The 19,932-nt window shown below is 31.7% G+C and carries 21 protein-coding genes; 15 read left to right on the top strand and 6 right to left on the bottom strand.

The window, feature by feature from the left end; all coding sequences use genetic code 11:
- Window positions 1–65: 65 nt before the first annotated feature.
- From AMD00_RS09630 to AMD00_RS09615, 3 genes are all read left to right on the top strand, one after another.
- Window positions 66–377 (top strand): hypothetical protein, encoded by a 312-nt coding sequence (locus tag AMD00_RS09630; protein WP_053416871.1) that lies wholly within the window; start codon window positions 66–68, stop codon window positions 375–377.
- 1,344 nt (window positions 378–1,721) lie between these two features.
- A complete protein-coding gene (locus AMD00_RS09620; protein WP_053416870.1) occupies window positions 1,722–2,471 on the top strand; it encodes an IclR family transcriptional regulator in 750 nt (249 codons plus the stop codon).
- Window positions 2,472–2,492: 21 nt separating this feature from the next.
- Window positions 2,493–3,425, top strand: a complete 933-nt coding sequence (locus AMD00_RS09615) for an aldo/keto reductase (RefSeq protein ID WP_053416869.1) — start codon at window positions 2,493–2,495, stop codon at window positions 3,423–3,425.
- Between the two features lie 169 nt (window positions 3,426–3,594).
- On the opposite strand, the gene AMD00_RS09610 is transcribed toward AMD00_RS09615, so the two are convergent.
- Window positions 3,595–4,047, bottom strand: coding sequence for a hypothetical protein (locus tag AMD00_RS09610; RefSeq protein WP_053416868.1), 453 nt, complete (start codon window positions 4,045–4,047; stop codon window positions 3,595–3,597).
- A 231-nt stretch (window positions 4,048–4,278) separates the two neighbouring features.
- On the opposite strand from AMD00_RS09610, the gene AMD00_RS09605 reads away from it, so the two are divergent.
- The 9 genes from AMD00_RS09605 to AMD00_RS09565 all read left to right on the top strand — a co-directional run bounded on the left by AMD00_RS09605 (window position 4,279) and on the right by AMD00_RS09565 (window position 12,167).
- Complete coding sequence (locus AMD00_RS09605) at window positions 4,279–4,659, top strand: hypothetical protein (RefSeq protein ID WP_053416867.1); 381 nt, start codon at window positions 4,279–4,281, stop codon at window positions 4,657–4,659.
- Window positions 4,660–5,093: 434 nt separating this feature from the next.
- Window positions 5,094–5,789 (top strand): response regulator transcription factor, encoded by a 696-nt coding sequence (locus tag AMD00_RS09600; protein ID WP_053416866.1) that lies wholly within the window; start codon window positions 5,094–5,096, stop codon window positions 5,787–5,789.
- 1 nt (window position 5,790) lies between these two features.
- Complete coding sequence (locus AMD00_RS09595; RefSeq protein WP_053416865.1) at window positions 5,791–6,726, top strand: sensor histidine kinase; 936 nt, start codon at window positions 5,791–5,793, stop codon at window positions 6,724–6,726.
- A gap of 161 nt (window positions 6,727–6,887) precedes the next feature.
- Window positions 6,888–7,811 carry an ABC transporter ATP-binding protein gene (locus AMD00_RS09590; RefSeq protein WP_053416864.1) on the top strand — a complete coding sequence of 308 codons (924 nt, stop codon included), beginning with the start codon at window positions 6,888–6,890 and terminating at the stop codon, window positions 7,809–7,811.
- Window positions 7,804–8,496, top strand: a complete 693-nt coding sequence (locus tag AMD00_RS09585) for an ABC transporter permease (RefSeq protein WP_053416863.1) — start codon at window positions 7,804–7,806, stop codon at window positions 8,494–8,496. Before AMD00_RS09590 ends, AMD00_RS09585 begins: the two co-directional genes overlap by 8 nt.
- A gap of 77 nt (window positions 8,497–8,573) precedes the next feature.
- The gene (locus AMD00_RS09580; RefSeq protein WP_053416862.1) at window positions 8,574–9,278 is read left to right on the top strand and encodes an ABC transporter permease; all 705 of its coding nucleotides are present in this window, start codon (window positions 8,574–8,576) and stop codon (window positions 9,276–9,278) included.
- A gap of 18 nt (window positions 9,279–9,296) precedes the next feature.
- Window positions 9,297–10,166, top strand: coding sequence for a DUF4097 family beta strand repeat-containing protein (locus AMD00_RS09575; RefSeq protein ID WP_053416861.1), 870 nt, complete (start codon window positions 9,297–9,299; stop codon window positions 10,164–10,166).
- 428 nt (window positions 10,167–10,594) lie between these two features.
- Complete coding sequence (locus tag AMD00_RS09570; protein ID WP_245639489.1) at window positions 10,595–10,759, top strand: hypothetical protein; 165 nt, start codon at window positions 10,595–10,597, stop codon at window positions 10,757–10,759.
- A complete protein-coding gene (locus AMD00_RS09565) occupies window positions 10,752–12,167 on the top strand; it encodes an amidase (RefSeq protein ID WP_053418250.1) in 1,416 nt (471 codons plus the stop codon). The genes AMD00_RS09570 and AMD00_RS09565 overlap by 8 nt, the downstream gene beginning before the upstream one ends.
- Window positions 12,168–12,307: 140 nt before the next feature.
- On the opposite strand, the gene AMD00_RS09560 is transcribed toward AMD00_RS09565, so the two are convergent.
- Window positions 12,308–13,249: a helix-turn-helix transcriptional regulator gene (locus AMD00_RS09560; protein ID WP_053416859.1), complete on the bottom strand. Its 942-nt coding sequence runs from the start codon at window positions 13,247–13,249 to the stop codon at window positions 12,308–12,310.
- Between the two features lie 116 nt (window positions 13,250–13,365).
- On the opposite strand from AMD00_RS09560, the gene AMD00_RS09555 reads away from it, so the two are divergent.
- Both AMD00_RS09555 and AMD00_RS09550 read left to right on the top strand, forming a co-directional pair.
- Entirely contained in the window at window positions 13,366–13,887 is a 522-nt protein-coding gene (locus AMD00_RS09555; RefSeq protein WP_053416858.1) for a dihydrofolate reductase family protein, read from the top strand.
- Window positions 13,888–14,410: 523 nt separating this feature from the next.
- Window positions 14,411–14,605 carry a YwbE family protein gene (locus tag AMD00_RS09550; RefSeq protein WP_038189444.1) on the top strand — a complete coding sequence of 65 codons (195 nt, stop codon included), beginning with the start codon at window positions 14,411–14,413 and terminating at the stop codon, window positions 14,603–14,605.
- Window positions 14,606–14,692: 87 nt separating this feature from the next.
- Here the strand turns inward: AMD00_RS09550 and AMD00_RS09545 are convergent, their stop codons facing one another.
- The 4 genes from AMD00_RS09545 to AMD00_RS09530 form a co-directional block, all read right to left on the bottom strand.
- A complete protein-coding gene (locus AMD00_RS09545; RefSeq protein WP_053416857.1) occupies window positions 14,693–15,691 on the bottom strand; it encodes a sensor histidine kinase in 999 nt (332 codons plus the stop codon).
- Entirely contained in the window at window positions 15,688–16,359 is a 672-nt protein-coding gene (locus AMD00_RS09540; RefSeq protein WP_053416856.1) for a response regulator transcription factor, read from the bottom strand. Before AMD00_RS09540 ends, AMD00_RS09545 begins: the two co-directional genes overlap by 4 nt.
- A gap of 33 nt (window positions 16,360–16,392) precedes the next feature.
- Window positions 16,393–17,379, bottom strand: coding sequence for an alpha/beta fold hydrolase (locus AMD00_RS09535; RefSeq protein WP_053416855.1), 987 nt, complete (start codon window positions 17,377–17,379; stop codon window positions 16,393–16,395).
- 276 nt (window positions 17,380–17,655) lie between these two features.
- Window positions 17,656–18,186, bottom strand: a complete 531-nt coding sequence (locus AMD00_RS09530) for a GNAT family N-acetyltransferase (protein ID WP_053416854.1) — start codon at window positions 18,184–18,186, stop codon at window positions 17,656–17,658.
- A 262-nt stretch (window positions 18,187–18,448) separates the two neighbouring features.
- Here AMD00_RS09530 and AMD00_RS09525 point away from each other — a divergent pair, with 262 nt between their 5' ends.
- A complete protein-coding gene (locus AMD00_RS09525; RefSeq protein WP_053416853.1) occupies window positions 18,449–19,912 on the top strand; it encodes a UDP-N-acetylmuramoyl-L-alanyl-D-glutamate--2,6-diaminopimelate ligase in 1,464 nt (487 codons plus the stop codon).
- The last annotated feature ends 20 nt before the right edge of the window (window positions 19,913–19,932 follow it).

Raw genomic sequence — 19,932 nt, 5'->3', positions numbered from 1 at the left:
GGTTAAGGAATTAAATATAAAAAATTCGGTGTTTAAACAGCAGAGTATATAAAAGGGGAAATAGAATGAAATGTAATTGTAATTCACAGATTTCTAACAATTTGATTGTAGAGGCGGATTTTACAGATCCAATTTGGTGTGGAAAGTGTCGTGCTAATTTTGAGATTGAAGAGTTTGATTTATCGATAAATTTACTTGATTCATTCTCTAGTTGGTCTGAAAATTACGGGGAATGGATAGATTGGGATACTGACAAGAGATTACCTAATGCTGATGAATTAATCTCTAAATTTAATAAAGAGGGCTTAAGACTAACAGAACAGTTACGGGATGAGTTAGGAGAAAGCTATACAATTACATTTTCTCCATCTAAGTAAAACATATTAAGAGTATTGACGATAGAATGCTTAAGGTTATTAGGGAAAATTCATTTCGAACTGGTATTTTCCCTATATACGAAAGGAAAATCATAATTTCAAGTGAATCAGGCATTTTTTCAAACGGTCACTCTCCTTTGATGTATTTGCAATTAGTAAACTTCAAAAACAATATGGTGGAATGTGATTCAAAAAAACAGTGAAAATAAGCGCACACTCTTTTTGTTTATGAAGTTGTTTTTTACGTTATTTCCCACATGAAAAAACCCTGAATTAGACCGGTTTTGGTCGGATTCAAGGGTTTTTTCGATTTTTGACTGCCTCTAAAATCTAGTATATAAAATAGGGGTGAATATAATTTACGTCTTCTATAAACAATTTAATTAGTTTGTTTGTACCGAGAAAAAAGCTTTTCTGATCCTAATTAAATTTATGTATGTAATTACAATTAAGCTTAAGCTAATTAAGAAAGGTACTACGTAATAATGGCTGTTAAACAATTTATTATATCGATCAAGAGGAGTAAAATAAATTGCTGCAATAAGACTCATCAAAGCTAATATAATTGTAGTAGTTAAATTATTATTTAGACCTTTTATATTTCTATAAATAAAAATAGAGTAGGTAGTTAGCATCCAAATACTTAATAAAAGCAATGCGTGAGACATTCTTTCTTCATATAGAGAATGAAAATTGTATATAACAATTGAAAGTATAAGTAAGGCAATTATAGGTATTGTCATGAGTATTTTAGTTTGCAAATTTAATTGCCTTGTTGATGAATAATTTTTTAAACAGATAAGCTTATTGGTATTTAAAACTGATAGTATAGGAAAAATAATAGCTAGAAATATTGTAAAAAACAAGAAATCACTTCCTAATCCTGGTATGAAAATATCATACAATAAAATAATATATAAGAAAATACTTTCTGCAAATAAAGTCAATTATTTTAACTATTCTTCAATAATAATTAGCTTAAAAAGAGTGTATGTAAAGTGGGTGTATGGAGTCTAAATCGACATACAACTGTGAGTGGCTAAATCGAGTAACTGTTGATTATAAATCCGTTTGGTAGCATAGCTAAAGACTATTACTGATTTCAACAGCCACACTATTAAATCTTCATTCAGTCCTTATTGTGATATATTTTATGGAGAGAAAAAGGCATCATAATGTACACAATAAAAAAGAATTAAGTGATAGTCTTTCAGTTTAGTCAAGTTGTTGAGAGTCAAAAAAAGCAATTCATCATTGTATTTTCCCAATATATGAAAATAAAGCATAATTATTTTCTATTTCCTCAATCCATCTTTATGCTAAATATGTAGTGAGGTGAGTGAGTTGAAGGCAACAGAACAGAGAACATTGCAAAACGGGCTTAGGATGCTGGAGTTATTAAAACGGCATCCAAAACTGAAAGCGACTGAGATTGGGGATGAACTTGGATTAAGTTCTACTTCAACTTATCGGATTTTAGCGATTTTACAAGAATACAAGTTAATCACGAAAGAAAAATCCTATTTTCAAGTGAATCAGGCATTTTTCCAAACAGTCATTGTGAACCTTAAAAAGATTCCTTGGCATGAATTAAAAACGCCATTTGAAGTCGTAAAAGAAATACAAGAAAATGTCTATCTTGCAGTGATCGAAGATGAACAACTTGTCACGAAACGAATTGTGAATAGGGAAGGAATTGAGATTGATGTGCAGTCAAGGAAGAGAGAATCAAAGGTACATCATTCTGCCATAGGTAAAGTATTACTTTCTTTTTCATCCGATGAAGATCAAAAAGCCTTAATTAATAACATCGACTTTACGCCAATGACTGCTCAGACTTTTCAGGAAAAGGATCTATTTCTAAGACATATTCAAGAGATTAACAAACGTGGTTATGCTATAGATGATGAGGAAACTGAAATCGGTATGCGCTGTATCGCAGCACCGATTTTGATCAATCATGAAGTAGTAGCGGCCTTTGCAGTCTCGGGTTCAACTGAGAATCTATCACGTCGGAAATTTAATCAGCTATCAAAAAAAATCATTAGTTTTAGTCACCTAGTTGCTGAGGAACTCATTCACTTATCACGCTAAATATAAAAGGAGGAATCTTGGATGAACTATACGACAATTGAAAAACAGGATATTTCCATTTCAACAATTGGTTTAGGCACGAATGCGGTCGGAGGTCATAACTTGTTCGAAAATTTGAATGAGGAAGTTGGAAAAGAATTAGTGAAAGTAGCATTAAACAATGGAGTTACTCTCATTGATACGGCAGATATATATGGGCCTGGTCGTTCAGAAGAATTAGTTGGAGAAGTACTTCAAAGTTTCCCACGTGAGCAATACATATTAGCTACAAAGGGTGCGAGAATGCAGAATGAAAAAGGAGAAATAGTCACAAATAACGAACCTGACTATTTACGAAGTGCATGTGAAGCTAGCTTACAACGTTTAGGTTTAGACTATATTGATATTTACTTTATCCATTTTCCTGAACAAGGTGCTTCGCTTGAATTAGCAGTTGCTGAATTGGTGAAGTTGAAGCAAGAGGGCAAAATTAGGGCAATTGGTATTTCAAATGTAACGCTTGAGCAGTTAGAAGAAGCTAATAGTACAGGAGATATTGATGTTGTCCAGTTGGAGTACAATATGCTAAACCGTGCTATTGAAGAAGATATTTTGCCATATTGCATCGAGCAACAAATTGCTGTTGTTGCATATGGACCTCTTGCTTTTGGTATTCTAGGAGGGAAATATACAAAAGATTTGAAATTAGATAGCGGTGACTGGCGAAATCGTGTAGATTTTTTTAAAGCTGGAAATTTTGAAGTAAACTTATCAAAAGTTGAAAAATTAAAAGAAATAGCTGTTAAGAAAGATACTTCAATTGGTAACTTAGCAATTGCGTGGTTACTAGCACAAAAAGGTATAACAGCAGTTATACCTGGTGGGAAAAAGACAGATCAATTATTAGAAAACTTAAAAGCAAGTGAGATCAAACTTACAGCCGAAGATTTAGCTAATATTGAAGCGATTATTTAAGACAATACTCAATGCCATAAAAGCCAGGAATGACAACGTTTTGTCATCCCGGCTTTTATTTATTTCTCTGTTTATCATTACACATGAATAATAAAATAATCTGCTTTTTTTCAGTAGAATCATAAAATATTACGAATTATCTACTTTGTTTTTAGATGTTTATTAAAGGTTATTTTACTTCAATTGAGAAGGCGTGATTTCCACTTCCATTTTTCCAATTAGCTATAACGAGATAAAAGTACACACCCTTTTCTTTGGGTGCTGAAATTTTGGCGTTTTTAACTTTTATATTTTTAATACTGTTTTCATTTCTCAATTCTTCCACTATTAAAGTTCCGGCAAGAGGTTCATTTTTAAATTTAATCTTAATTTCTTGATTAGGAGAGACTTTCATTGGTTTATGTGCTTTTGCCATTTCTAAAGGGGAAGAATAAATCTTATCTACACATCTAGCAAATAAAGGTCCATCCCAACAAAATGAACCTTGTGTAGCAGGAATGACAGTTTTTCCAGTCGTTATTTTTGGTGTAGGTGGTTCTGAACGAAAAGGTTCAAAAATAAATGTACAAATTACAATCAATCCAATAATAATGAATACATAAAATTTTTTAATTCTATTCACCTTCTTCTACCGTAGTAACTATAATTTCCTGAAATGCATTTTTGAAAATAGCTATTACTCCAACTAATTAACTTATTGAATTGAAGCATGAGTAGTACTTTTTCTATTTTAATAATAAATTCTACAAATATAACGGAGTACCTTTTAATTAGTGATTTCAATTTTTTTGTATATAATTTTGATATAGTTATTTCTACCAATATAAGGTAAAATAATAAATTAAGAGGTATTATGAAGAAGGAGAAATTGATGAAAATTGATGCCATTATACAATTACTATTATTTATTATGATACCAACTTTTTTGATGAGAAGGTCTTTAATGAAAATGTCAGAAGAAGATCGAAAACGGTTTGTGGGTGAGTTGACGAAAAAAAGTGTTCTCTCTACTTACGGTTTGATAGCACTTAGTATTCTACTTTTAATGATTGGACGAATCGTTGACATAGTTTTTTTGAAAATAATTAGCGGTTTGCTATTTTCAATTGGAGTAATTGTACATAGCGTTCTAATATGGTTTCATGTTTCATCTAAATATAAAGCATTACTAAGTAACACCTTAGGAATTATCGGTTTAATAATTTTTTTATGGTCGTTATGGAAAATTTACTGAAGAAAATATCGAAGAAGTTATCTGGTAATAATCAATTAAGTCTATTCAAGAGGTATGTTTGTATAAAAATAGTACATAGAATGGAAGTGCCGAGCTTATGAAATCTATTAAAAAGTATATTTTTATATTCTTGGTTGCCATTATTACATGGAATATTATCGATTACTTCACTCATAAAAATGAGCCTTTTATGAAAGGATTCCTCTTCTGTTTGGCATTAGCACTAATGCAAATAGTTGTAGATTGGGTATGGGACACTAAAGAAGAAAAGTAGAGGAACATTTCAGTATCACTTTCTATTTTTTCCATAATTAATCATAGCCTTATATTATTTAGCTTCCACTCTAAACAAAATTTAACCTTTTATTATCAGTAAATCCATATTGAGGTATAATTACTTGTGTGAATATGTAAAAGCTAGGAGCGATAAGTGCATGCAATCTAATATTTTGCTAGTTGAGGATGATATATCTATTCAAGAAATGGTCGAAAGCTACTTAACAAAAGAGGGGTTTGTTGTAGCGACGGCTTCTGATGGAGAAGATGGGCTAGCGAAGTTTATGCAAGGTTCATTTGATCTAGTGATTCTTGATATTATGATGCCGAAGATAGATGGTTTAGAAGTTGTGAGATTGATTCGCGAAAAAAGTGCCGTGCCAATTTTAATGATGTCTGCTAAGGATACTGATGTTGATAAGGCGATTGGGTTAGGTCTTGGAGCAGATGATTACATTTGCAAACCCTTTTCAATGATTGAGTTGTCTGCAAGAGTAAAGGCAGGGATTCGTCGTTCGACAAAATATTCAGTTCCTCCAAAAGTAGATGATAAGAATATACAAATTGGTGACTTGAAAATAGATACAATCAATTATACAGCTTGGAAGAAAGGTGAAGTCATTAAACTCACATCTAAAGAGTTTGAGCTATTAAAGTTATTTGCAAAAAATTGTAATCGTGTATTTTCGAAAGCTCAAATTTATAATCTCATTTGGAATGAAGAATATTATGGTGATGAAAATGTTATTAATGTTCATATGAGAAGACTGCGAGAGAAGATTGAGGACGATCCATCAAACCCAGTGTATATTAAAACGTTATGGGGAATCGGATACAAATTGGAAGTGATGTAAAATGGTGTTTTTTTTAATATTGATAATTATCGTATTAATAGGATTTATCGTTTTCCAATACAATATGCAGAAAAATAAAGATAAGGATTTAAGATACATTTATGAAAAGCTACAGAGTAACTTAGAAAAGCAAACAACTGAAAAGTTATTAGTAGTAACTGATGATAAAGAACTGCAAAAGTTATTAGTGGTTATTAATCAATTCTTAGTTGCAAAGCATACAACAAATGCAAATCAAGCAAAGGTAGAAATATCAATGCGTAAAATGCTCTCTAATATATCGCATGATTTGAAAACACCGCTTACGGTTGTTCTAGGCTATATAGAGATATTACATACAGATCCAACAATGAACGAGGATGAACGACAAGTTTTGTTAGAAAAGGTACATATAAAAACAATTGAAGTAATGGATCTTATTCAAAAATTCTTTGATTTATCCAAACTGGAGTCAGGAGATAAGGAAATCGAGTTAACGAGAGTTAATATGAACGAAGTATGTCAGGAAAATATTTTATCGTTCTATGATTTACTTATGGCGAAGGGCTTTTCGGTTGAAATTGATATTCCGAATGAACAACTATATGCACATGGAAATACGGACGTGTTAAGTAGAATTTTAAATAATTTAATATCGAATGCAATTACGTATGGTGATGATGGAAAAACACTAGGAATAACTTTAAGAAGTGATGACAAGACAGTGTACATTGATATTTGGGATAAAGGAAAAGGTATTTCGGAGTCACATATCGATAAAGTTTTTGAGCGAATGTATACATTAGAAGATTCAAGAAATCGTTTATATCAAGGTAGTGGACTTGGGCTGACAATCACAAAACGGCTTGTCGAAGCTTTAGGTGGGGAAATTCATCTTTCAAGTAAGCCTTATGATAAAACAGTATTTACAATTATGTTAAAAAGAATGAAATATTAGCTTGTAGAAAGATTCTACAAGCTTTTTGTTTTGTTTCATGCCAGAAAAAATGAATATCTCCTTTCGCTTTTGAAGGGCTTAAGAAATTTGTAAGAATCGAGTAAGAAAAAAGAGATGTTCGTTCCGTACAATAAAAATAGACAGCGAAAGGGGAAGACAAAATGTCATATATATTAAAAACAAATCAACTAACAAAAGTATTTGAAGGAAAAGAGGTTGTTTCCGGGGTCAATATGCATGTGAAGCAAGGTGAAATATACGGATTTTTGGGTCCAAACGGGGCCGGTAAAACTACGATTATGAAAATGATTACAAATTTAATAAAACCGACGAGCGGTGATATTGAAATTTTTGGTCAAAAGTTAACGAATACATCATACGAAGTCTTAAAAAGAATGGGGACAATTATTGAATATCCTATTTTTTATGAGAAGCTAACAGCTCGAGAAAATCTTTACTTACATTGTGAATACATGGGCTATTATGACAAGAAGTCAATTGACCATGCTTTAGATCTTGTGAAGTTAAATAATGTAGAAGACAAAAAGGTGAAAGATTTTTCACTTGGAATGAAACAAAGATTAGGAATAGCTAGAGCGATTACTACAAAACCAGAACTGTTAATTTTAGATGAACCTATCAATGGTTTAGACCCAATCGGTATTAAAGAATTGCGAGAGCTATTTAAAATGCTTTGCAAAGAATATGGCACTACTTTATTAGTTTCTAGCCACATATTAGCCGAAATGGAACAAATGGCAGACACTATTGGAGTCATTCAAAATGGAAAATTGATAAAAGAAGTTTCTATGAAGAGTATCAAAGGAGAACAGACAGATTTTATTGAGGTGAAGGTTCAAAATATCAAAAAAGCTGCTTTCATTTTAGATAATCAGCTAGGATTAAAAAATTATAAAATCGTGAGTGATCAAACAATTCGCATATACGAGATGACCGCAACACAGCAAGAGATTTCAAAAGCCCTTATTATGAATGATATTGAGATCGAAAGTATCAACAAAAAGCATAGCTCTTTGGAGGAATATTTCATGAATTTAATGAACGGAGAGGGGATTAATGCTTAAATTAATGCAATTAGAACTTGTGAAAAATAAATTTGGCTGGTATTTCAGAGGAGCAATAATAGCTAACATCCTCATGATTGCCTTACTTTGGTTCATAATGTACATCTCTCAAATTGAAAATGACATAATTGCTACGACGCATCTAGACTTTTTCGTATTGATTGGTGCAATGGTCAGAGCTACATTTATTGTGTTTGCCTCTGTATTAATCGCGAAAATAGTGATTGGGGAATATAAAAGCAAAACCATACTGATCATGTTTTCATATCCAATTAATCGTAAGAAATTAATTGCTAGTAAATTGCTTTTTATAGCTGCTATAACTTTTATAACCATGTTATTGAGTAATATCGTAGTTGCGGGTTTATTTTCTATCATTAGTAATGTTTTTAACATTGTTCCATTTTCAATAACTGCAAGTCAATACATTGCTGAAGTTTTGAAAATGATCCCATATTCATTTGCCTCTGCAGGAATCAGCTTGATCCCATTGTATTTTGGAATGCGTAAACATTCTGTTCCTACAACTATATTGTCATCTCTCTTAGTAGTGTCAATTGTTTGCTCATCTAATCCAGTATTCTCAATGGTTACTTTTATTCCGGTTCAATTAGGCCTTGCAGTTGTAGGAGTTATCATTGCTTTCTTATCGATTCGAAATATTGAGATAGAGGATGCAATTTAATTTTAAAAGAGGTATTTAAAGAACGTTGCAGGATAGAAAAAATAGTATTTCTTAAATCTTTCTTGGAGGTAATCGTCATGTTGAAACTTATGAAACTGGAATGGAAAAAAAATCAGTTATCCAGTTATTTTAAAGGGTTAGTATTTTGTATATTGGGGATCTTAGCTGCTGTTTGTTTAATGGCGTGGGGATCTAAAGTAGAAGATGATCTTATGTTTCGAAATTATGCTGAATTCATGTCTTTAACAAATATTTTCATTAGAATCGTATTTATAATTTTTTCGAGTGTCATTTTATCACGATTAGTAATAGATGAATACAGGAATAAAACGATTCAATTATTGTTTAGCTACCCGCTAAAACGAAAAAGATTAATGCAAGCAAAGCTATCAATTGTCTTTGGATTCTGTTTTTTTAGTATTATCATCGCTACTTTAATCATTAGTGTGATAATTTATTTTTTAAATCCAATTTTAGGATTCTTTGCAACACCAATGAGTTTGAGTGAAATAGTTGCAACAGTTCCAACAACTTTTATTAGCGCTTTTATGATTGCTGGAGTAAGCCTGATTCCTCTGTACTTTGGAATGAGAAAAAAATCAACTGCTACAACCATTACCTCGGCCGTAATAATTAGCTTCTTAATAAATGGAAATGTATCAAGTGGTGGAACTCAGGTTAGTCTTATACAATTCATTGTTGTTCCAATTACACTATGTCTTCTAGGCCTTTTAATCGGCTATCTCTCTTATCATAAAGTTGAAAAAATAGATTTGGTTTAAAAGGAATGAGGAAAAGAAGTGAAAAAATTCATTATAACATCTATTATGTTAATCGCTATTTTTGGATTTCTCTTAAGTGTCATGGATAAAAGAGGGGATAAATTTCAAGAAGAAAAATCATTTGATATTGAGGGCATAAAAGAAGTAGTTATTAACAATGAATCTTGGGATCTTGAGTTGGAAAACAGTGAAACAAACAAACTAACTGTCACAGTTGAAGGTAAACAAAAAGACAAAAAGAAAAATCCTGTCACAATCAAAAACAAAGGCATGAGGATAATAATTAGTCAGCAAGATGAAGAGGGTGGGTTTACTGATAACTTCAGCTTTGGAAAAAAAGGAATTATTCATCTTTCAATCCCACGGAACGCTTTAGATACGCTCACAGTAAATAATAACTTTGGTGATATAAAAATGAATGATATTAAGACTAAAAACATTGTGATATCAAACGACTCAGGTACGGAAAAAATTGAAGGACTGTCAGCGGAGAAAGGAAGATTTACGTCAAAAGAAGGTGAACTAAGTTTGAAAGAAAGTTCGTTAAAGAATTTATCAGTAGCTTCTACTTCGGGTGATAACTATCTAATGAATGTGAATAGCCTAAATATGAATATTACTTCAGTAGATGGTGAAGTGTCAGTGAAAGATGCAATAGAAGGAAAGACATTACTCGTAGAAACAAAGTCAGGAGATATTACTGTGGCTTATAAAGAAGTTCCGACCTCTTTGAAACTTTCCTTAAATAGTAATTCATCTGATATAACACTAAATTTAGATAGTTTGAAATTAGACAGGGATACTGAAAAATCAAAAGTAGGCACAATTGGTGACGGGTCTAATCAATTGGAGCTCTTAAGTGAGTATGGCACGATCAATGTAAAATAAATAGAAAACGGCATTATATTAAATGAACTATTAATGCTATCTTCAATAAACCACTAAAGTAGACTAAAAGCTGTGTCAGCTCTTAGTTTATTTTTTTGTAATCATTAGTTAATGTAATAACGATGAATAGTTTTATGTATTAGGTGAGTAAAAAAATTTTTATCCAATTGACAATAATCTACCATTCATGTAATGTTTAATTTGATTTAGAAAATTGTGAATTATTTGATTTAAAGGTAATGAATTGATTTTATCATAGCGTATTTTTAATAAAATAATCCTTATTTGAGGTTACTATTCTATTGTTAATCGTATATTTTCTTTCTACATTAAAGAAACTTTGGTCCAATCTTATTAGGTCATAGACTTATTGAGATAGATGAATAATTTTGAGGAGAGTGATTCATTTGTCATTGTCGATTCAAGAATTGTTAGAGAACAAGGGTATTCCAGTAAAGAAAGACCATGTTGAAAGTTTGCAAGTGAAATGGGAAGGTATACAAGCGCTAAGAGGGAGCTTAGAGGGAGTTAATATTGACGATGCTGATATTAGCCTGAAGAATATTCCTGGAGGTGACCACATTGATGAATGATCTAATTTTGAAGTCAGTTGATGAACTTGCACCGTTAATTAAAAATAAAACATTATCGCCAGTTGAGCTAACAAAAGCTGTTCTAGATCATGCTGAAAAAAGTCAGGACAAGATTAACTCATATATGGCTTTTTATAGAGAAGAAGCAGTAGAAGCTGCTAAAAAAGCAGAACAAGAAATTGTGCAAGGTAATTATCGTGGGATGTATCATGGTATGCCAATTGCTCTTAAAGATAATTTATATTTTAAAGATAAAGTAACGACAATGTCTTCAAAAATTCATAAGGATTTTGTTTCTGATTACGACGCTACGGTAGTTAGAAAATTAAGAGAAGCAGGTGTTATTTTTACTGGGAAACTCAGCATGCACGAATATGCATGGGGGATAACAAATAATAATCCACACTATGGTCCTGTAAGAAATCCTTGGAATTTAGACAAAATTCCTGGGGGGTCAAGTGGTGGTTCAGGAGCTGCTGTAGCAGTAGGTGCTAGTATTGCCTCGTTAGGGACTGATACTGCGGGGTCTATACGTATTCCTTCATCTGCATGTGGTATTGTAGGTCTTAAGCCAACACATGGACGAGTTAGTAAGTATGGATGCTATCCACTTGCTTGGTCACTGGATCATATTGGACCAATGACAAAAACAGTTAAAGATGCAGCGGGGATGCTAGAAATCATTTCTGGTTATGACAGAAATGACCCTACTTCTGTAAATGTCGCTATTGATAATTATCTAGGACAAGTTACAGGAGATGTGAAGGATTTAGTAATCGGAGTTAATGAAGATTACTTCTTTAATGAAGTAGATGAGGATATTAATAAACTAGTTCGTGCAAGTATTCAAAAACTAGTAGATCAAGGAGCTAAAGTAGAAACGGTTAAAATTCCTACTCTTCAACATTCTGAATGGGCTGAATTAGTTACTTCTTTATCAGAAGCTTCAGCTATACATCACTCAGATTTAATGAACCGACCAGATGATTTTGGTGATGATATTCGATTCTTATTTGAATTAGGAGAGCTTCCTTCGGCTGTGGATTATTTACAAGCACAGCAAGTTAGAAGACAGTTAAAACAGGAATTTAATGATGTTTTTGAAAAGGTTGATGTATTAATATCACCAACACTGCCAATTATTGCGCCAACTATCGGTGAAAATTTTGCAGATTTGAATGGTAAAAAAGTAGATTTAATAGATAATATTATTCGCTTCACTGGTCCAGGGAATTTAACGGGTTTACCTGCATTATCAGTACCTTGTGGTTTTAAAGGTGATATGCCAGTAGGATTACAAATCATGGGACCAGCTTTCAGTGAAGGTAGAGTATTAAATGTAGGCTATGCTATTGAGCAAACTCAACCTTTAAAGGGAAGAAAACCGCTTATTTTTACTAACGCATAATGCAAAACACAAATTGATCTTTAATAATAAATAGAAAAAGCAGGAGCATTTTAGCTTCTGCTTTTTTGTTGTTTGATAAGGTTAGTTGCTAATTATTTGAAGAAAGGGTCATTGAATAGGGAATAATAAGACAAATGATATTAATTATTTCCTTGATACATTGTTAAAATTTCTTCAGCTTTTAAACGCAATCCATCTATTAATTCCTTTGGTTCTAATACTCGCGCATCTTTTCCAAGTCTAAAAAATAGCGGGGTAATAAAAGGAATTTCACCTTGGTCAATGTCAGAATCGATATATCCAGTGCCATCTTCTTTAGTTTCTACAAGCCCTTCAAAACTAGGTACACTTTTACATTGACGTACACCCTCTATAGATAAAAGAACATGCAATTGAATTGGTCTTTTTACTTCATTTGAGCTAAACCATTCTTCTAAATTCATGAACTCATCTTCATTATTTTCAGTGGATAAAATTGAAAGAATACGATCTACACGATGCAGTAAAATTTTCTGCTTACTAAAATCATAAGCAGGCAAATACCATAGTCCATCATGAGCATACACACCGATAGGGCGAATATGTTTTGCTTTCATTCCTGACTTAGACTCATATTGAATATGTAAATTTCTATTTTCAATAGAAGCTTCTAATACATCCTTTAATAATGGTGTATCAATTGTCCTTTTAGGGTTCCAAAAAGCGATATAAGAACGAATCTTATCGACTTTCACTTTGGCATCATTCGGTAGTGAACTATATAATTTATGTTCGACTGAGCTGATTTCTGTATCAAATGGCAAGTTGCGATAATAATTTAGAGACTGAAAAGCAAAGAATATTGAAACAGCTTCTTCCTCTGTAAATAAAATCGGAGGGAGCAGTCTGTTTGATAAAACTGTATAGCCTCCGTTCCGACCTTGCTCAGCATAAATTGGTAAACCCATATCGCTCAAATCCAATATATATCGATGAACTGTACGAATGGAAATCTTAAATTCATCCGCTATTTCTTGTGCAGTGAACTTTCGCTTTGCATTGGCAAACATAAGAATATCTAGTAGACGCTTCGCTTTTGACATTTTTTCACCTTTTCTTTTTAACCATGCCATTACTTGTCATGTTTTAACGTTAGTATAGTTTATACCTAATGATATTATCAAAAAGGGACAAACTAAAAATAAAAGGAGACAAGATTATGGCACGAGAAGTTATATTATATATTGGCGTTAGTTTAGATGGGTTTATTGCTAAGGAAGATGATGATTTGCAGTGGTTAGAAGAAGTTGAAGGAGAGGGTGACAATGGATATGCAGCGATGTATGAAACAATTGATACAACGATTATGGGTAAAAGAACATATGACTACGTTATGGAACACGCTGATGCATTTCCATATCCTGATAAGAAAAACTATGTATTTACTACCTCTGAACAAGGTTCAACTGAATATGTAGATTTTGTAAAAGAAGATGTAGTTGAGTTTACTAAAAAATTAAAACAACAAGAAGGCGCTAAAATTTGGATGGTTGGTGGTTCGGGTATACTCGATGCTTTTATTAAAGAAAATCTAATAGACGAATATATTATAACTGTCACACCCCATATATTAGGGTCTGGCATTCCATTATTTAAAGAAAATAACCCACAAATCAATTTAACTTTAATAGATACCAAGCGTTTTGGACAATTTGTCCATTTACATTATAAAGTGAAATAACTAGTATTTATTCGTTTGCTATTTTAAAATATTATTAAGAACAGGGCACTTCTATCAATTATAGAAAGTGTCCTATCGTATTTTGAGCAATATGCATAAATATACACAATCAGTAATAAATGGTTTTATTTAGAGCTTTTCTATTAATATCTATTATCAAACAAAATGTCGAAATAAGCAATAAACAATAACTTTAAAACAAGCGGATGTAGAATACATGATTTCAAGTACAGAATTTATAATATAGCGTTCTTTTTTGTTTAATTATGGAGTAATTTCGATATTTATAGATGTTGTTGTAATCGCAGTCCTTTTGGAATTCAGTTTATGTGAATGGGTATCTAGCTTAGTCACTTTTCGTAAGCTCTTTTTTTGGGGGGGCATTAAGATTAATCTTGCTAATTGATGTGACTTACATGTGAAATAAAACTCTACATAGTATATAGCAGCCTGTTATCCATCCTTTTAAAACGTTATGCTATACTAGATGAATCATCAAAGCAGTAGAGAAGGGAATTTTCAAATGAACGGACAAAACCGAAGTGACGTAAAACCTGGACTTGTCGTAGATATTATCTTGAAGAAAGATCAACGTACAGGTATTAAAACGAGAGGTGTCGTAAAGGATTTATTGACGAATTCTTCTTTCCATCCTCATGGTATTAAAGTTCGTCTTACAGATGGTCAAATTGGCCGTGTATGTGACATCATCGAATAAAAATAAAAAGCTGGGAATGACTGATTTGGTCATCCCAGCTTTTTATCTTGAATTAGTTTTGAAAACAAATGCTATATTGTCATGGCTTTATTCATTGTATTCTGTTGTAAAACTGTATAACGTTCCATTTTGATTTGACTGTAAAGTATAATTTATATTCAATGACCTAGCTATATCTTCAATTATTTTTAAACCTAGCCCTGTATTATTACCATCGATATTGAAACCAATTCCATTATCTTGGAATGAAATAATATTATTGTCTACGATAATTTCTAGTTTTGTTGCATTTGAATGTTTTAATGTATTTTGGAAAATATTATCGAACAATCTTTGAAGCCACAAATCATTACTTACCCATGTTAAATCTATAATTTGTGAGCTATAAATTAAATCAATATCATGAATGCTATACAAATAACCCCACTTTTTGCACATGATTTCTAATAAATTATTCATATCCACTTCATCATTTAGGATATAAGAATTCTCCAACGATTCAGTAGAATTAATATTCAGTTCATTTGTTAAATCAGAAATGTATTGTATTTGTTGGTAGAGTGATTCTAGTATAGGTACTTGATCAGTAAATTGGTCTTCTAGATAAAACAATTGTAATCTAACAGTAGTTAGCGGTGTATTAATATCATGCCTTAATTTATTTAAAAGTTCTTTTTTTGTTTCTTCTTTTTGCTTTAGTTCTAATTCTCTATACGTTGTTCTTTCGATTAATATATTTACAGACTTGATTAGTTCACCTATTTCATCATCTCTATTAACTACTATTTTTTCAGGGATTTTTTCATTACTAGCTAATTCTCGAATGGTTTTATTCAAAATATTAATTTTATTTAATAATGAGTTAATAGATCTCGAAAATAAAAAGGCAAGCAAAAATAAGGAGATCAAAAATACGAACAGCATTGTTGGATATGCAAAAGATTCATGAAAAGGGATGTCTTGATGTTTTGATTTAAAGATAGCGTTATAAATTATTGACATAAGCACACTAATCACCAGTAACAAAAAGGGCACACTAATAATTGCAGAAAAAAGTAATATCTGATATTTCTTTTTTAATTTCATTTTTTTATATAGGTATTTAATCTATACCCTTCTCCATATATATTTTGTATAATCTCACCATTTATATCATTAATCTTTGTTCTGATTTTTTTCATGTGTACGTTTATGATATTTTGATTTCTATCATCAAGTGGCCATAAATAATTAAAGAAATGTTCTTTTGTCAAAATGCGATCTCTATTATCATATAAATAAAAGAATATTTTTCTTTCAATAGAAGTAAAAGAAACCTCGTTTGTTAAGTTTTTATTAAAAACCCTAGTAAGATCCGCATCAATATATAAATGTTTGATTTGTGTAAAAGTACCGTACTGATTCTCTAGCATTTTTTTCATTCTTAGTAACAACTCTCTAGGATCAAATGGCTTTATCATATAATCTTCTCCAACTGCCAATCCTTGAAGTTTGCTATCAATATCCTGTCTTGCTGATAAAAAAATAATTGGGATATTTAAGCCTAAGTTTTTTATTTTTTTGGTGATTTGATAACCGTCTTCACCGGGTAACATGACATCCATTATAACTAAGTCTATTTTATGGATTACATCTAGTACTTCTTTACTGTCTGTTTTCCAACAAACTTTATACTCTTCGCGAAGTAAAATCTTCTGTAGTAAATGACCAATCATAAGATCGTCTTCAACAATTAATATGTTATATTCTTTCATTATTTTACCTTCCACTATCAAAATTTAAATCAGCTAATTTTTCTCAACTTTATTATTAATAAAATCCTTAGCAAGGTTATATATCTCATCCGGAGAATATAAATAAATGCTGTGTTTTCCTTCTATAGTTATCACATCTGATATTAAAAGTTGTTCTGCAAACTCCTCATAATCTTTATTTTTCTGCTTTGTATATTTCGAGTTTTTATTTTCTTCAGTAATCGCATCTAAAAATAAAATAGGTGTTTCTGTTGGTATCGGTAGGGCAACTGATTTTTTACCATTTTCGTATACTTGTAAAAGTTCTTGTTTCATATTGTTATTAAAAAACTGTTTATATGAAATGGCTTTAAATACTTCTTTTTCATGTTCAGTTAAAAAAGACTGTTTAATTACTTCGGGATTAAATGTTAAAGAAGGAAAGAGTCGATGAAAACCCATTTTCGATAAAAGATTCATTCCTCTTACTGTTAATGAATCAACTAGGCTCATTTTATGAGTTACATATTGTTTTGGTAAACCAATATCTAAAGCAATGATTCCTTTCACTTCATTTGGGTATTTTTGTGCCCAGTAAATAGCTTCTAATCCAGATAAAGAGTGTGGGACTAATATATATGGAGGTTTATTTCCACTCTGAATAAGTGAGCTTCTAGTTTGTTCTAATATAGTATCAATATTTCTGTTATCGTTAAAAACATCGCTGTGACCATATCCAGCTCTATTAATTACAGCAATTTTATTTTCTTTTGAGAATTTACTGTAAAGACCTTTCATTTCATATACAGGAGCAGCTACCCCGGAGCCGGGCATAAATACATACGTATCCTCACCTCTACCTTCGATGTAAACATTAATTTTTTTACTATTAAAATCGACTAACGTACCTGCATTTTTAATTAGTGCCGACTCTTTCTTTAATAAATAATTATGATAGGTAAAGATCGATACGGTTACTAGTATCATAAGGATAATGAACAGAACAAATAGTTTTTTTAATACTTTAAATATTTTTCGCATAGAATTCTCCTTTCGACTTATATTGAAAGGATATAATATAAAAATAAATTTCTAATAAATTTTCTAGTAATTAATTTTCATGATTTACCAAAGAGAAACTAGGTGAGATGATTATTGGATTGCTCACTGGAAAAATACAATATGAAAAATAGAACAATGTTGTAATTACATTACCACAATAATACAATTTCTAATGGATTTTTTTCACAAAAAAACCCATTAGATAATAAAAATCCAATGGGGGATAGCTATACAATGTTTATTCTGTTTGATATCTTATCCAAAAAATGCACTTGAGTATTCAACTACACCTGAAACATTACTAAGAGCATCATCACTTAATTTTAACGCCATAAATGCATCATCTGGCACTTCAAAAGGTGCTTTAATTTTCCATGTTGATGCTTTTTTAAATCCGAATTTCGGATAATAGTCTGGGTGTCCTAATACGACAACGGAATTGTAGCCAAGTTCTCTTGCTTTTTCTAGTGAAGTGTTTATTAAAAGCTTGCCAATGCCTTTATTTTGATATTCAGGTAATACTGAAACTGGGGCAAGTGCAAGAGATTCTGTAGATTGATCCTCATTGATTATATTAATTTTTGTTAAAAGAATATGCCCAATAACTTCATCATTATCAAGAGCGACTATAGATAATTGTGGGATAAAGGCATCCGATTTTCTTAAACGACCCACTAGCTCATGTTCTGTTTTATCACTAAATTCCATGTTCGCAAATGCTTTTTGTACAACATCTTCTGTAACTTTATAATCTGAAGGTTGTTCTTGTCTAATTGTTATGTTCATTTTTACAACTCCTAAATACATAGCTTTTCTTATATAGACCTTTAGTTTAGCATAATTCTTATGTGTTCAATCTGTTTGTAAGTAGTCTTGTTTATAAAACACATTGTATTTAATGAAGTTTTTTATCAGGAAAAAAATTAATATTTTTCAGTAAAAAGGTGCTCACTATCAGAGCGCCTTTTTAGTATAATTATTTCACAATAGGTCATAAATAAAATGCGTGGATTAAATGACTCGTTTTGCAACCTAGGAGTGAGCCGTAATGAAATTAAACATACTTTTGGAACATGTAGATAAAGCTGTGAATTCGCAGCTTCTTGATATTGATGTAGATATTGAAGGAATCGCCACAAATTCTTCTTTAGTACGTCCTAACGACATTTTTGTTGCAATTCCAGGTTTTCGTGTAGACGGTCATCAGTTTATTGATGCCGCTATTCAAGCGGGAGCGAGTGTAGTGGTTGGAGAGAAAGACTTGAAAGATTTGATTGTACCTTATGTTCGAGTATCAAACAGTCGTTTAGCTCTTGCACAAATGGCGTGTCAGTTTTATGGTAACCCTTCACGAAATAAAATTGTAATTGGAATTACTGGTACGAATGGAAAAACCACAACTACCTATATGCTTAAGTATATTTTGGAAACCTGCGGAAGATCGTGTTCTTTATTTGGTACCGTCCAGAATGTTGTTAATGGACAAACCTTACCCTCAGTAAATACTACCCCCGATGCACTAGAACTTCAAAAACAAATTTCCTTAAGTGAAGATGAATTTATCATAATGGAAGTTTCATCACACGGTCTTTCTCAATATCGAGTAGAAGGTGTGGAGTTTGATTATTGTTTATTTACGAATTTAGATAAAGAACACCTTGATTATCATAAAGATATGGAAGCTTACTTCTCTGTAAAAGCAAGCTTGTTTGATCAATTAAAGCCAAATGGATTAGCTATTATAAACCATATGGACAGTTGGGGAAAAAGGCTAGCAGATATCTTAACTTCAAAAGGGATATTTTTGGTAGGCGACCAAAGTTACCATGACCTACAAATCATTCATTTAAAGTCAGGTATATCGACAGTTTCCTTTAAAGGAAATCAAAGTGTGGAATTAAGCCTCAACATATTAGGCAAACATAATATCCTAAATGCTTCTATGGCTTTTTTAACTGCTTTATTGATAGGTATTCCACAACAAAAAGTTGTTTATGCATTAGAAAAATTTCCGGGAGTACCCGGTAGATTTGAAATGCTACAACACCCTAATGGAGCTACGGTTGTAATAGATTATGCTCATACAGCAGATGCTTTTTATCAATGTCTTCAAACGGCAAGAGAGGAAGGAGCCAATCGTGTATTTCACGTCTTTGGATTTAGAGGAGATAGAGATAAAGAAAAAAGACGGGATATGGTTAGTGTTTCCAAAGAAATAAGCGATGTTCATATTCTTACATTGGATGATTTGAATGATGTCCCTTATGAAGAAATGGAGCAGACTCTATATGAATTAAGTGATGGAGGGTACGTCATTTCAGATCGAACTATAGCGATTAAAGAGGTATTAGAGCATGCCCATAAAGGAGATTGGGTTTGTATAACAGGCAAAGGGGCAGAAGATTACCAACAAAAATTTCGTTTGCCAACTGCCTCTGATAAAGAAACAGTCCAGTTTCTTTTTCAACAAATTGATCAAGAAACAAATGGAGGATTTGAGCCGCTTCATTAATGAAGAATCCACAACGTGAA

It is taken from the genome of Viridibacillus arvi, from assembly GCF_001274945.1.
Taxonomy (GTDB): Bacteria; Bacillota; Bacilli; order Bacillales_A; family Planococcaceae; genus Viridibacillus; species Viridibacillus arvi.
Note: the sequence above shows the minus strand (reverse complement) of the source record. Positions and strands in the feature narration are given on the sequence as shown.